The organism is Streptomonospora halophila (genome assembly GCF_039542725.1).
GTDB lineage: Bacteria > Actinomycetota > Actinomycetes > Streptosporangiales > Streptosporangiaceae > Streptomonospora > Streptomonospora halophila.
Map to the genome: position 1 here is coordinate 52,160 of NZ_BAABIK010000011.1, position 14,267 is coordinate 66,426.

The following is a 14,267-nucleotide window of genomic DNA, read 5'->3' on the forward strand; positions in this document are numbered from 1 at the left end:
CGCCGCCTCGTCACACGGGCCACCGGCCAACACCCGAACCGATGATCACGGGCCCGGCCATCCGCCACCCTCGCCGCCCCGTCACACGGGCCACCGGCGAGCACCCTCGCCGCTCACCGCAGGCCCGACCACCCACCACCCTCGCCGCCCCGTCACACGGGCCACCGGCCAACACCCGAACCGATGATCACGGGCCCGACATCCGCCACCCTCACCCCCGAGTTTCCCGCGGGCTAAACCTCCGCCGCCCCGCTGAAAACCGCGCTTCCCTCACACACCCGCCCCGACCTGCGGTCGAACTCCGAGAAAATACGAGAAACTCCCCCAAGCGATACGCGCCAACGCGCGACGTATCCGCGCGGTTACACAACCATCACTTCTCATTTCCCGCGCGCCTCTTTCGTGGAGCGAACCCGGTCGTTTATCAAGCTGTAGTCACCCTGTCCGCGACCCGAACATCCACGGCTCCCCGAAAGGGAATCCCCCATGCGTCTTCCCGCTCGACGTATCGGACAGTCCGTCATCGCCGCCTCCGCCGCCGGGCTCCTCGCCCTCACCGGGTCAGGGATCGCCAACGCCGCCGCGCTCCCTCCCGACGAACTGAGGCGCGTCACCGACAACTACCTGTTCGGCATCTCGCTGAACAGCTTCATCGACGTCCGCGCCCAGGCGCCCTACAGCGACCAGCTCGACTGGAGCAGCGACTCCTGCAGCTGGTCGCCCGACGAGCCGGTCGGCTACAACTTCGACCCTGGCTGCAAGCGCCACGACTTCGGCTACCGCAACTACAAGCTGCAGAACCGGTTCACCGAGGCCAACCGCCTGGCCATCGACAACAACTTCCGCGACGACCTCTACGGGATCTGCGACGGCGACTGGCTGTGCCAGGGCGTGGCCGACATCTACTACTCGGCCGTCCGCGAGTTCGGCGCGAGCAGCGCGGACACCGCCGCCGCGCTGCGCACCGCCGACGTGGAGCAGCAGACGAACGAGTTCGTCGCGGTCCATGAGGAACTGGAAGAGGTCGACACCGACGCCGAGGCAGAGCGCCTCATCACCGATTTCGAGCACGACAACGACGTCCGGATCACCAGGGAGTACCCGGTCGGAAGCTGACCCGAACCCGACGAGTCCTCACATGTGCCCGGCGACATGCGTGCCGCCGGGCACACTCCCCCCACCCCGCGCGCCCCCGGCAACCGCCCCCGCACCCGGCCCCGGCCCAGGCCCCGGCACACCCCTACGCCGGCAGACCCGTCCGGTCAGCCGCCCGTCCATCAATCCGGCCGGCCGACCGATCCGCCCGCCGACCGTCGATCGGTCAACCCGTAGGCCCATCGATCGGTCGGCCCATAGGCCCGTCGGTCAACCCGTAGGCCCGTCGGCCGGACGGATTCACCCCGCCGCGACCGCCGTCCCGTTTCCGATCTCCTCCGCGACCACCTCAGGCTCGTGCAGGCAGCGCCACTCCGGAACGCGCAGGACCGGTTCTCCCGTCACCCGGGCCAGCACGTCGACGCGGATCGAGAGTCGGCGCAGCTCGGCTCCCGTGCGGGCTGCGTCGAGCAGGACCAGCAGCGGCCCCCGCGGAGTCTCGACCCGCAGGTCGGCCCGATGGCCGTGCGAATAGGGCCCCGACTGCACCTGGGCGCCGGTCTCGCGCAGTACCCGTGTCAGCGTCCGCAGCGCCGCGGTGCCAAGCACCGGCTCGCTGCCCGCCTCCAGGCTCCGCGCCAGCTCCGCCAGCGGACCGCGCTCGCGCCGCCAGAACGCGCGGTCGCCCACGACGACCAGCCGATCCGCCGTCCTGCCCAGCGCTCCCGACCACGTGTCGGCTGCGCGCATCCGCTCCAGCAGGCTTACGGGCATCCGCGCACCCGAGCAGACCGGCGAGACCACGAGCACGTCCACCGCATCGTCCTCGTCGTCGACGAGATCCGAGGGCCCGTACACGCCGACCTTGCGCCCACGGCCGTGGCGGTCCAGAATCCGCCGCAGCAGCGCGCGCTGCGGCTGGACAGGAGAGAACACGGCCAGGCGCGTTCCCTGCGGCAGCCGCGCGTCGATCTCGTGGACGGCGAACACGACCTGGTGCGCCTCGGCGCGGTTCAAGCACACGCCGCCCGGCACCGGCTCGCAGTCGCCGAAGCCGTTGCGCCACTCGACGGCGGCACCGCCGTCCGCCGCACCGCTTTCCTCGACACCGCCCTCGTCTGCGCCGCTCGCCACGGCGCCACTGTCCGCTGTCCCGGCCCCGGACCGGTCGGCGCCGCTCCACTCTTCCCCGGTCGGGTCGGCGCCGCTCCACTCTTCCTCGCTCCACTCTTCCTCGCTCCGGTCGACCCCGCTCCAGTCTTCCCCGCTCCGGTCGGCGCCCCGTTCTCCCCGCCGCCCGCTCACGGCTCCCCGACTCACTGCTCCCCGACCCACGTCCTTCCGCCTCCGGCCCGCGGTGCCGCCGAGTCCGGGAACCGGTCGACGGACCGCGCCGCCGCCGGCCGCCCGATCGCCGCCGGCCGCCCGATCGGCGCCGGCCACCGCGAACCGGCCCCCGTAGCAGTGCCGCGCCGCGACCCCCGCGAGCTCCGGTCGGCCGCCGCGGTGCTCCTCCAGCCACAGCGGCGGGCGCCCTGCGGCGGAGACCGCGGCCGCGCACGCCCCGTAGGCGGAGTCATCCCCGTAGACCAGCGCATACCTCCCGAGCAGCCCGGGCGTCAGCCCGGCCTCCCGCTGAAGGCGCTCGTCCTCTCCCGGTTCCAGCGCGCTCCACCGCGCCGGGCGCGCCGGGTCGCCGATGACGACGGCCCGCTTCGCGCGGTACAGCAGCGGGACGAGGTCGGGCACGGTGAGCCGGTCGGCGTCGACGACCACCGCGAGGTCGAAGAGGCCCGCCTCCCCGGGCAGGGAGCCGGTCGAACGGGTGTTGACCGCCCACACAGGCAGGGCGCCGAGCAGCGGGGTGAACCCGGGGTATGCGGCGGGGACGGCGCCCGCGGCGCCGTCCGCACCGGTTCCGCGGCCCGGCGCCGCGGCGGCTCCCGCATCGCCCGGCGCCTTCGCCGCCGCGCGCTTCCAATACCAGTTCAGGCTCTCCAGCCGGCTCCGGACGGCGGACCTGCCGCGTGCCGCGCGCTGGGCGGCCATGCCGTCGGCCAGGGCCCCGGCCGATGCGCGGTGGCGCTCCAGCGCCTCGGCGAGTCCGGAGGCGAACTCTTCCGGTGGCGGACTGCCGTGGCACCGCTCCAGCGCGGCACGCCAGTCGCGCTCGACCCTCGCCACCCAGCACAGCCGCCGGAGGTTCTCGGCGTAGGGTTCGACACCCAGTTCGCGGCGGATCGCCGCACGATGCTTCGCACCGGTGAAGCCGCCGCTCGAAGCGCGCTCCGCCCGGCCGAGCCAGTAGTCCGGTCCGCCGCGGCCGGGCCCGAACAGCCGGTCGGGCCGCCAGCCGAAGTCGGCCATCGAGCGGCGTTCCTCGGCCAGCCGAGCCAGGGCGCGGCCCACGGCGGCGGAGGCGTCCAGGCAGCGCCGCAGCCTCTCGACACGCTTCCAGTCCCCGGCCGCCTGCGCCTGCAGAGCGCCGATGTCGGCGACCTCCCCGGCGCCGGGCACGGCGCGGTCGCGCAGCCGCTCCAGCACACGCACCTCGGCGGCCCGCTGTCCAGGTCCACCGGCGCGCACGACCGTGTGGCCGGGCGGCTGTCCGGCGCGGTCGGCGATGCGGTCCAGCACGCGGTCCTCCGCACCGCCGAGCACCGCGGTCAGCCCGGCCGCGGCGGCCGTCCGCAGCACCGCGTCGGCCAAGTCCGCTCCGCCGGTGCCGGGCGGCGCGGCGGCGACGGTGAGCGGGTCGCGCAGCGCGGCCCGGACGATCCGGTGCCCGGCTTCGTCCAGCGGCGCGGAGGAGACCGGGGGGACCGGGGAGACCGGGGATTCGGTACCGGGCCGCCCGGGACCGCCGAGCAGGGCGCCCAGCGCAGTCTGCGCGACGCCGCCGGAGCGCGGGCCGTCGGCGGCCGGACGGCCGAGCTCGGCGATCAGACCTGCGAGAGGTGCAGCGCCGCCCGCACCCGGCTCCGGCCAGCCGGCCCCGCCCGCGGCGTAGACCACGGCGACGTTGCGGGCCCCCGGAGCCGCGTCGGGAGCGGGCAGGGTGTCGCGCAACCGGGACGGCAGGATGGGATCGGTGCGCTCGATCCCGAGCCCCACCAGCAGGGCGCGCACCGTCTGCTCCAGGTCGCGCGGCAGGCGGGCACCGCCTGCGCCCCCGGTTCGGCCGCCGGCACCACCCCCGCCTCGGCCTCCCCCTCCACCTCCGCCTGGCAGCGGGCCGGCACCGGTCGCGCCGCAGCGCAGCCAGGCGCGCAGCTCCGCGGTCTCGGCGGCGGAGTGGACACCCAGCGCGCGCAACAGGACAGGGTTGATGTCGGAGCCGGACACGGCCCGCGCGCGCAGCCCGTCGCCGTCGTCGACGGCCTCGATGTCGGCGACCAGCAGCGGAGCGGCATGGAGAGCCGCCCCCGGCCCGCCGAGCCCAGGGCGCAGCAGGACCAGCGGGTAGCCGTAGCGCAGCGCGCGCCCGCTCGCCGCGGCCGACCGCACCAGCGCGTCGGCCGAGGGCGGCAGGTGCGGTGCCTCCTCGGCGCCGCTGAACAGCGGTTCCGGGCCGGCGGGCAGGCACACGACCGCGGCTCCGCCCTCCGCCGCCTCCGCGTTCAGTGGGCACGCGGAGTCCAGCACGGCCTCGCGCCGCAGGCAGCGCCGGTAGTAGGCGAGCAGTGCCGGCAGGCGTTCCAGCGGGGGCGGCTCGTTCCCGTCGGCGGCGCCGCTCGCAGGAGCGCGGCCCCCGGCCGGGGCGGCGGCCGCCGCCCCGGCTCCGGCGCCCGTCGGGCCCGGCGCGCGGTCGGGGGCGCCCGGGGCGCCCCCGACCGCGCGTGCGCCACTCGCGGACTCCGCGACTGCCGGAGCGGAGGGGGACACGCGCATCGCACACCTCACAGCGGGCTCGACCGGACGGTTGCGCCGCACCGTGTCCGACCAGTCACGTACGGCGATGCCCATTGTCCGTCACGCCCCGGATTCTTCGCAGGAAAAGCCGACGAAGCGCCTCGCCGAGCGCGGCCCGGCACCACGCCCCCACGTGCGTCGGCGCCGCCCCCTTCGGGGACAATCTGGGGAACAGGCGCGGCCGTCCCGCATCGGGCGGAACGGCGGCGCGCCCCCGGTACGGCCGCGCCACGGGCGGCCGAGGCGCCGGAGGCGGTCGATCCGCACCAGAGGGAGCCCCATGGTCCACGTCGCAGTCGCGCAGTTCGCCCCGGGCGAGGACAAGATGGAGAACCTGGCGGCCGCGGGGCGGCTGGTCGCCGAGGCGGTCGAGCGCGGCGCCGGTGTCGTACTGCTCCCCGAGTACGCGATGTTCACCGCACCGCGCACCGACCGGCGGTTCGTCGAGGCCGCCGAGCCCCTGGACGGCGCTTTCGTCAGCGGACTGGCGCGCCTGGCCGCCGAGTCGGGTGCGGTGGTCGTGGCCGGCGTCAACGAGGAGGTGCCCGGCGGCGAGCGGTTCCGCAACACCCTGGTGGCGCTGCAGCCCGACGGCTCCATCGCGGCGCTGTACCGGAAGCTGCACCTCTACGACGCCTTCGGGGTGACCGAGTCCGACGTCGTGGAGCCCGGGCCGATCGACGAGCCCGAGACGTTCTCGCGGGACGGCGTGGTCTTCGGCCTCCAGACCTGCTACGACCTGCGCTTTCCCGAGGTGACCCGGCGCATCGCCGACGCCGGCGCACAGGTGCTGCTGCTCGCGGCCGAGTGGGTGCCGGGCCCGCAGAAGGAGGACCACTGGGACACGCTCGTGCGGGCCCGGGCGATCGAGAACACGCTCTACGTCGCCGCGGCCGGGCAGAACGCGCCGACCGGCGCGGGCAACAGCATGGTCGTCGACCCCATGGGCGTCCGGATCGTGGCGCTCGGTGAGCAGGCCGGGGTTGCGGTCGCACCTATTTCGACGGACCGCCTGGCACAAGTCCGGACGAAGAACCCGGCCCTGCGGCTGCGCCGGTTCACGGTGACCCCCGCGTAGCACCGGAGAACTGTCCGATATTTCCTTCCCCTGCCCTGGTCATCCCATCACACATTCCGTCACAGTCACAGATGGTTACTGAAGTTCGTCGCTCTGTAACAAAAATCGGCCTGGGCTATTCCCGTTGCAGACCGCTTCTGATTCAATAAGACCCGATCACGGCAAGCCCGCCAGACTGTCCTAAACCACGGGGGGAGCAGGGACGTTGAGCGGTCTGAGCATTATGTGCGATTCAGACATCGAAAATACGGACACAACCGACATTCACCTCTTTGACGCAGGAGCACTCACGGTCTCGCAGCTCATGGGCGAGGCCTGCGCTGTCTGCCACGCCCGTTGGCCGCGGCCCCGGCACCGGATCGGAGTCTCATCCGACGGCGGTGCCGTGTTCGGGTGCCGCGAGTGCGCCGGCTTCGCCGCCGGGTACGACTCCGACGCCTTGGAGCACGCGCTGGTCGCGCACTGACCGCGTCCGCAGCGCCGCAGCGGCCGTAGCAGGGCCGGTCAGGCCCGCGCACAGCCGGTTCGCGCGCGACGCGGCGGTGCGGCCACCGGCGGGAACGAAGGGTCGCCCGCCGCAGGAGAGAAGTGGGGCGCTCCGGGAGACGGGGGAACCGCGCCCGGAGCGCCACCACCCACGCGCTCGCTTCCAGGGGGAGGAGGGGAAGAGCGCGTCTCGGGAAATGGTCCGCGTCGCCGACCGCGGCACCGGGGGTGTGGCGCCGCGGCGGTCCGCACACCACAATACCGACTGTCGCGGGCGCGGAACCCCGTGTAGGCGAATTCCGTTCCGTTGAATCGGCTCGATCCGAGCCGGGCTCATCCGCTGGTCGGGAACCCGAGGTCGACTCCGCCGCTCTCGGCCGAGGACGCCGCTTCCGTACCGGTCGCCGCCCCGGAGGCGGCCCCGCCTCGGCCCGCCGCTCCACTCGCCCCTCCACCGCCGGCCGGCGCCGCCGACCGCCAGCGCGCCGTCACCGCCTTCGTGCGGGTGTAGAAGTGCACCCCTTCGGTGCCGTGCATGTGCGAGTCGCCGAACAGCGAGTCCTTCCACCCGCCGAAGGAGTAGTAGGCCATCGGCACCGGGATCGGCACGTTGATCCCCACCATCCCGACCTCCACCTCGTTCTGGAAGCGGCGCGCGGCCGCGCCGTCGCCCGTGAACACCGCAGTGCCGTTGCCGTAGGGGTTGGCGTTGATCAGCTCCAGGCCGGCGTCCAGGTCGGGCACGCGCAGCATGCTCAGCACCGGACCGAAGATCTCGTCGGTGTAGCAGCTCATCCGCGGGGTCACGTGGTCCAGCAGCGAGGGCCCCAGCCAGAAGCCGTCGCCGCCCCCGCCCAGCACCGGGTGGGTGCGGCCGTCGATCGCCAGGGTCGCACCCTCGCGCACACCCGACTCCAGGTAGCCGGCGACCCGCTCGCGGTGTTCGCGGGTGACCAGCGGCCCCATCTCGCTGCGCTCGTCGTCGCCCGGCCCCACCCGGAGACGCTCGACCCGCCGGCGGATGCGCTCCAGCAGGTCGTCGGCGACGGAGTCGGCGGCGACCACCGCCGAGATCGCCATGCACCGCTCCCCGGCCGAGCCGAAGCCCGCCGAGACGGCCGCGTCGGCCGCCGCGTCCAGGTCGGCGTCGGGCAGCACCAGCATGTGGTTCTTGGCTCCGCCGAGCGCCTGCACACGCTTTCCGTTGGCCGCGGCCGCGGCGTAGATGTAGCGGGCGATCGGGGTGGAGCCGACGAAGCTGACCGCCTTGACGTCGCGGTGCTCCAGCAGTGCGTCCACCGCGACACGGTCGCCGTGCACGACGTTGAACACTCCGTCCGGCAGACCGGCCTCAGCCCACAGCTCGGCCAGGCGCACGGCCGCCGACGGGTCCTTCTCGCTGGGCTTGAGCACGACCGTGTTGCCGCAGGCGATGGCGACGGGGAACATCCACATCGGCACCATCGCCGGGAAGTTGAACGGGGTGACCGCCGCGACGACGCCGAGCGGCTGGGGGATCGAGTAGGCGTCCACCCGGGAGGAGACGTTCTCCGAGAACCCGCCCTTGAGCAGGTGCGGGATGCCGCAGGCGAACTCGGCGACCTCAAGGCCGCGCGCCACCTCGCCGGCGGCGTCGGAGACCACCTTGCCGTGCTCGGCGCTGATGATGCGGGCCAGCTCGTCGGAGTGCCGGTCGACCAGTTCCCGGAAGCGGAAGAGCACCGAGGTGCGCGCGGACAGTGACGCGTCGCGCCAGGCGGGGAACGCATCGCGGGCCGCCGCGACGGCGGCGCCGACCTCGGAGGGGCCCGCCAGATCGACGGTTCCGGCCACGGCGCCGGTGGCGGGGTTGGCGATGTCGGCGCGGCGTTGTTCGGCACTCGCCCCGTCGAAGGGCTTGCCGCCGATCCAGTGGGTGACGTGCTTGCTCATGAGAAGACCTCTGCAGGGTCGTGCGGATGGGGGCGGGGCATGCGGGCTCTGCGGGACACGCGAAGGCGCAAGGGGGGCCTGCGGGCGTGCGGTACCCGCGGGAGCGTCCGGCGGAGCCCGCGGGCGCGCCGACGCTGCGGTCGGCGGCGCCCGCACACGGACGTCCGGCCCGCTTCGGGGCGCCGGCGGGTCGAGGCCGGGATGCGCGGAGGGGTCAGCGCGCCTGGGCGTCGACCTCGGTGACGGCGTCGACGAGGATGTCGCGGGCCTCGCGGACGTCGGCCTCCCCGACGGTCAGCGGCGGTGCCGCGCGCAGCACGTTGCCGCGCAGTCCGCCCTTGCCGATCAGCAGTCCGCGGCGCCGAGCGGCCTCCAGCACCGCCGAAGCGAGCTGGGGCGAGGGCGCGCCGGTGCCGGGGTCGACCATGTCCACCGCGTACATCAGGCCCTTGCCGCGTACCGCGCCCACCGCGGCCAGGCCGGTCAGCGGCCGCAGGCCGTCGAGCACGATCGGGCCCAGGCGGGCGGCGTTGGCCTGCAGGTCGTGGTCGAGGACGTAGTCGAGCGTGGCGTTGGCGGCGGCCATGGCCACCGGGTTGCCACCGAAGGTGGAGACCCCGTTGGCCGTCAGGCCGTCCATCAGGTCGCCGCGCGCCACGACACCTCCGACCGCGAAACCGTTGCCCAGGCCCTTGGCGAACGTGATGGCGTCGGGGGCGACCCCGTGCTCGCTGATCCCCCAGAACCCGGTGCCGGTGCGGCCCCAGCCGGTCTGCACCTCGTCGGAGACGAACAGCACGCCCTCCTCGTCGAGGACCTCCTTGTAGGCGGCGAACAGGCCGGGCGGCGGCATGGTGAACCCGCCGACCCCCTGGACCGGCTCGGCGATCAGGCAGGCGACGTCGCGGGCCGTTGCCGTGGCCAGCACGTCGCGCAGGTCCGCCACGCAGGCGTCGATGTAGCGGTCGTCGGACATGCCGCGGAACGCGGCGGCGTCGCGGTCGGTGCCGTGCAGGTAGTGGACGTTGAGCGGGGACAGCGCGGAGTTCTTCCACCCGCGGTTGCCGGTGACCGCGACGGTGCCGTAGGAGCGGCCGTGGTAGCTGTTGCGCATGGCCAGCACCTGGTCGCTGCCGCGTGCGCAGGTGGCCAGCAGCAGGGCCGTCTCGTTGGCCTCGGTGCCGGAGTTGGTGAAGAAGACCTTGGCGTCGGGGATGCCGGACAGGCGTGCGATCTTCTCGGCGAGCTCGACCTGGCCGCGCAGCAGGTACAGCGTGGAGGTGTGCACCACGCCGGTCGCGATCTGGCGTTCCACCGCCTCGCGGACCTCGGCCACGTCGTAACCGAGCATGTTGGTCAGGATGCCGGCGAAGAAGTCGAGGTAGGTGTTGCCGTCGGCGTCGGTAAGGCGGACCCCCTTGCCTCCGGTGATCTCGACGGGTGCGTCGTAGTAGAGGGCGAGCCACGAGGGCATGACGGCGCGGTGACGAGCGAGAAGTTCCGACATGACCTCAGTCTCACTCCCATCGCGCCCGGCCGCCAGCGGCAGGGTGTCGGTTTCGGTCCCGACTGGTTGACAACGTGTCATCACCGCGGCCGGGCGCGCGGGTCGGCCGAGGCTTTCGCCCCGGGTCGGAGGCGGACGCGGGCCTAGACTGGGTGGGTGCTGCCCACCCTCGCCGACGTGCTCGAACTGCCGGCCGTGCGTCGCGCGCGCCCGCGGGTCGTGGTGGGCGCCGACCGCCTGGACGCGGCCGTGCGCTGGGTGCACATCGCCGAGGTCACGGATCTGGCGCACCTGCTGCGCGGCGGCGAACTGGTGCTGACCACCGGGATCGCGATGCCCGACGACCCCGAGTCGCTGCAGGCCTACATCGACGGCCTCGCCTCCGCCGGAGTAGCGGGCATCGCCGTGGAGCTGGGCCGCAAGTACGACGCGGAGCTGCCCGAGGAGCTGCTGCAGCCGGCCCGCAAGGCGGGTATCCCGGTGGTCGCGCTGGAGCGCGAGGCGCGCTTCGTGGAGATCACCGAGGCGGTGCACATCCGGGTGGTCAACCGGCAGTTGGAGGAGCTCCGCGAGTCCGAGCGGCTGCACGAGGTCTTCACGGAACTGTCCGTCGAGGGCGCCCACCCTTCGCGCGTGCTCCGGGAGATCGCCGAGCTCTCCGGCTGCCCGGTGGTGCTGGAGAACCTCGCCCACCAGGTGCTGGTCTGCGACCTCAACGGCGAGGACCCCGGGCGCCTGCTGGCGTCGTGGGAGACCCGCTCGCGCGGCGTGCGGGTCAGCGGGCGCACCTCGCACGACGCTCCCACCGGGTGGCTGGTGACCATGGTGGGCGCCCGCGGCCAGGACTGGGGGCGGCTGATCCTGATCACCGGCGCCGCACCCGCGGCGCGGCAGACCATGCTGATCGAGCGGGCGGCGACCACGCTCGCCCTCGGCCGCCTGCTGGAGCGCCACCAGGAGAGCCTGGAGCGGCAGACGCACCGCACGATCATCGCCGGGATCATCGACCGCGCCTACTCCGACCCCGAGGAGGCGCTCGTGCGCGCCCGCGCGGTGGGTGTCCCGCTGTCCGGACGCCGGCTGGTGGGGCTGGTGCTGCGGCTGCGCGAGGCGGGCACCGGGCTGGCCGCCCAGGCGCGGCTGTCCGACACCGCCGAAGGGGTGGCGCGCGCCTGCCGTGCGCTGCGGCTGACGGCCCTCGTCGGCTCGATCGACGACCTGCGGGTGGGGGTCCTGCTGGCGGTGCCCGACTCCGGGAAACTGGAGTCGCACCTGCACCGGTTGTCCGAGGCCATCCGCGAGCGGGTGGGGGCGAGCGCGGTGCTCGCGGTGGGCTCCACCGCCCAGGGCGTCCGCGACGTGCGCCGCTCGTTCCTCGAGGCGCGCCAGGTCGGCGACGTGGCGCTGCACCAGGAGGACGGCGACGGCGACGGCGGCCCCGACCGCCCCTTCTACCGCCTGCCCGACCTGCACCTGCGCGGCCTGCTGCACCTGTTCCGCGACGACGAGCGGCTGCAGACCTATGTCGAGCGCGAACTCGGGCCGCTGCTGGACTACGATGCCCGCCACGGCAGCGATCTCACCGAGATGCTGCGCCAGTACCTGGCTTCGGGACGCAACAAGGCGCTGGCCGCCGCCAACGCCCATCTGTCGCGCCCGGCCTTCTACGAACGGCTGCGGCGCATCTCCCACGTGCTGGAGGCCGACCTCGACTCCGTCGAGACCTGCCTCTCCCTCCATGTGGCGCTACTGTCGTTGGATTCGGTACGGGGCAGACTCTCGTCCTAGAGGCGCTGACCGGCATCCCCCTGGAGTATTCTGATTCAGTTGCACTGATCCTCGAATACCACCGATTCACGATCCTAGTGGCGCAAGAACTGTCATTTATGCCAATCGGAGGACCCTGTGACCGACAACGGTGATACTGCGCCGGCCGCCGCTCGCAAGCACCCCCACCTCGATGCGACGGCCAAGCGCATCATCGAGCAGCTGCAGCAGGACGGACGGCGCTCCTACGCCGCGATCGGCAAGGCCGTGGGCCTGTCGGAGGCGGCCGTGCGCCAGCGCGTCCAGCGGCTGCTGGAGGCCGGGGTCGTCCAGGTGGTGGGCGTGACCGATCCGATGATGCTGGGCTTCAGCCGCCAGGCCATGATCGCGGTGCGCTCGAACGGGGACCTCACCGCTGTGGCCGACCAGATCTCCGAGCTGGAAGGCGTCGACTACGTCGTCGTCACCGCCGGGTCCTTCGACATCCTGGTCGAGGTCGTTGCGGCCGACGACGAGCAGCTGCTGGAGCTGCTCAGCGCCATCCGCTCGGTGCCCACCGTCACCGGCACGGAGACGTTCTTGTACCTGCGGCTGCACAAGCAGACCTACGCGTGGGGCACTCGCTGAGCGGAACGCGGCGGCGCGGCGCCGAGCCGTCCGGGCCGCCGCCGAACCCCGGTCGGCGGCCTGCCGCTGGCTAGAGCGCCCACATGGCCAGGCCGGGGGCGTAGACCAGGATCGCGAACCGCGCGGTGCGGGTCACGAAGGTCACCAGGACGAACCACACCAGCGGCATGCGCAGGGTGCCCGCCAGCACCGCGACGACCATGAACGGCGGGATGCTGGCGAAGGAGCTGACGGCCACCAGGCCGACCGTCCACCAGGGGCGCCCCTCGGCCTTGGCCCGCCAGCGCTCCACGCGCGCGGTCCACCGCTGCGGGGTCCGCGCCCGGCGCTTGAGCCACGGCACGTTCAGCGCGCCGCGCCCGATGTAGTAGTAGGCGATCTTGCCGGCGGTCTGGCCGACCCCGGCCGCCACCGCCATGGCCGCCGGCACGCCGCCGCCCAGCGCGCCCACGCCCACGAGGTAGAGCTCGACGTTGATCACCGGGAACAGCGCGGACGCCGCCCCGACCAGGAAGGCCAGCGCGATCTGGGCGGCGGGCTCGGTCACGTCCTCAACTTCCGGTTGTCGGGGGGGGGGCGACAGCGCCGGCGGCTAGTCCTCCGCGGCGGCGAGCTGGCCGCAGGCGCCGTCGATCTCCTGGCCGCGGGTGTCGCGGATGGTGACCGGGACCCCGTGCGCCTCCAGGCGGCGCACGAACTCGCGCTCGTCCTCGGGCCGGGACGCCGTCCACTTCGAGCCCGGAGTCGGGTTCAGCGGGATCAGGTTGACGTGCGCCAGGTGGCCCTTGAGAAGGCGGCCCAGCAGGTCGGCCCGCCAGGCCTGGTCGTTGATGTCGCGGATGAGGGCGTACTCGATCGAGACCCGCCGCCCGGTGGTGCCGGAGTAGCGCCAGGCGGCGTCGAGGACCTCGGCCACCTTCCAGCGGTTGTTCACCGGCACCAGCTCGTCGCGCAGCTCGTCGTCGGGGGCGTGCAGCGAGATGGCCAGCCGGACCTGCAGCTGCTCGGCGATCAGCTTGTCGACCGCCGGCACCAGGCCCACGGTCGAGACGGTCACCCCGCGCTGGGACATGCCCAGCCCGCCCGGCACCGGATCGGTCATCCGGCGCACGGACTCCAGCACCCGCCGGTAGTTGGCCAACGGCTCGCCCATGCCCATGAACACGACGTTGCTGATGCGCCCCGGACCGCCGGCGACCTCGCCGCGCGCGAGGTCGCGCGCGACCGAGACCACCTGGTCGGTGATCTCGCCGGTGGAGAGGTTGCGGGTGAGCCCGTTCTGCCCGGTGGCGCAGAAGGGGCAGTTCATGCCGCAGCCCGCCTGGGAGGAGACGCACAGCGTGATGCGGTCGGCATAGCGCATCAGCACCGACTCGAACAGCACACCGTCGAAGGCGCGCCACAGCGTCTTGCGGGTCATGCCGTTGTCGCAGGTGACATGGCGCACCGGAGTGAGCAGCGGCGGCAGCAGGGCGTCGCCGAGCGTCTCGCGCACCTCCGCAGGGAGATCGGTCATGGCGGAGGTGTCGGACTCCAGCCGGCCGAAGTAGTGCTGCGCGAGCTGCTTGGCGCGGAAGGGCTTCTCGCCGAGTTCGGTCACGGCGTCCCGGCGCTCCTGCGGGCTGAGGTCGGCGAGGTGGCGGGGCGGCGCGGCCCGTCGGGGCGCGGCGAAGGTGAGCTCGGCAGGCATCGGTATCCAAGGCGGATCGGAGTCGGACGGCAACCGCAGACGGGACCGGCGATGCGCGGTACTTTAGGGGCCTATACGGCCATCGGCGACGGAAGCCGTGGTACCGCCGGCGCGGCCCGGTCGGGCACTACGGTTCATGATATGCGGCGCTCACGCCGGCGCCGTCCGGCACC

8 protein-coding genes and 1 pseudogene are annotated in these 14,267 nt (G+C 73.5%); 4 read left to right on the forward strand and 5 right to left on the reverse strand.

Features of this window, described 5'->3' with window-relative positions; all coding sequences use genetic code 11:
* Window positions 1–486 precede the first annotated feature (486 nt).
* Window positions 487–1,116: a phospholipase gene (locus ABEA15_RS11280; RefSeq protein WP_344142211.1), complete on the forward strand. Its 630-nt coding sequence runs from the start codon at window positions 487–489 to the stop codon at window positions 1,114–1,116.
* Window positions 1,117–1,395: 279 nt separating this feature from the next.
* Here the strand turns inward: ABEA15_RS11280 and ABEA15_RS11285 are convergent, their stop codons facing one another.
* Complete coding sequence (locus ABEA15_RS11285) at window positions 1,396–4,986, reverse strand: hypothetical protein (protein ID WP_345556603.1); 3,591 nt, start codon at window positions 4,984–4,986, stop codon at window positions 1,396–1,398.
* 301 nt (window positions 4,987–5,287) lie between these two features.
* On the opposite strand from ABEA15_RS11285, the gene ABEA15_RS11290 reads away from it, so the two are divergent.
* The gene (locus ABEA15_RS11290) at window positions 5,288–6,085 is read left to right on the forward strand and encodes a carbon-nitrogen hydrolase family protein (protein ID WP_345556604.1); all 798 of its coding nucleotides are present in this window, start codon (window positions 5,288–5,290) and stop codon (window positions 6,083–6,085) included.
* 959 nt (window positions 6,086–7,044) lie between these two features.
* Here ABEA15_RS11290 and ABEA15_RS11295 read toward each other — a convergent pair.
* Window positions 7,045–8,503 (reverse strand): annotated as a pseudogene (locus tag ABEA15_RS11295) (CoA-acylating methylmalonate-semialdehyde dehydrogenase); the annotation flags it as partial.
* A gap of 214 nt (window positions 8,504–8,717) precedes the next feature.
* Window positions 8,718–10,010 (reverse strand): aspartate aminotransferase family protein, encoded by a 1,293-nt coding sequence (locus tag ABEA15_RS11300; RefSeq protein ID WP_345556605.1) that lies wholly within the window; start codon window positions 10,008–10,010, stop codon window positions 8,718–8,720.
* Between the two features lie 156 nt (window positions 10,011–10,166).
* On the opposite strand from ABEA15_RS11300, the gene ABEA15_RS11305 reads away from it, so the two are divergent.
* Entirely contained in the window at window positions 10,167–11,798 is a 1,632-nt protein-coding gene (locus tag ABEA15_RS11305) for a PucR family transcriptional regulator (RefSeq protein WP_345556606.1), read from the forward strand.
* 117 nt (window positions 11,799–11,915) lie between these two features.
* A complete protein-coding gene (locus tag ABEA15_RS11310; protein WP_311547148.1) occupies window positions 11,916–12,404 on the forward strand; it encodes an Lrp/AsnC family transcriptional regulator in 489 nt (162 codons plus the stop codon).
* A gap of 70 nt (window positions 12,405–12,474) precedes the next feature.
* Here the strand turns inward: ABEA15_RS11310 and ABEA15_RS11315 are convergent, their stop codons facing one another.
* Window positions 12,475–12,951, reverse strand: coding sequence for a VTT domain-containing protein (locus ABEA15_RS11315; RefSeq protein ID WP_345556607.1), 477 nt, complete (start codon window positions 12,949–12,951; stop codon window positions 12,475–12,477).
* Between the two features lie 45 nt (window positions 12,952–12,996).
* A complete protein-coding gene (rlmN, locus tag ABEA15_RS11320) occupies window positions 12,997–14,094 on the reverse strand; it encodes a dual-specificity RNA methyltransferase RlmN (RefSeq protein ID WP_344142221.1) in 1,098 nt (365 codons plus the stop codon).
* Between the last annotated feature and the right edge of the window lie 173 nt (window positions 14,095–14,267).

Bases quoted from the DNA above. Each gene is read 5' to 3' on its own strand.
- ABEA15_RS11290 (WP_345556604.1), top strand. From the start codon at position 5,288: ATGGTCCACGTCGCAGTCGCGCAGTTCGCCCCGGGCGAGGACAAGATG.
- ABEA15_RS11285 (WP_345556603.1), bottom strand. From the start codon at position 4,986: ATGCGCGTGTCCCCCTCCGCTCCGGCAGTCGCGGAGTCCGCGAGTGGC.
- ABEA15_RS11300 (WP_345556605.1), bottom strand. From the start codon at position 10,010: ATGTCGGAACTTCTCGCTCGTCACCGCGCCGTCATGCCCTCGTGGCTC.
- ABEA15_RS11280 (WP_344142211.1), top strand. From the start codon at position 487: ATGCGTCTTCCCGCTCGACGTATCGGACAGTCCGTCATCGCCGCCTCC.
- rlmN (WP_344142221.1), bottom strand. From the start codon at position 14,094: ATGCCTGCCGAGCTCACCTTCGCCGCGCCCCGACGGGCCGCGCCGCCC.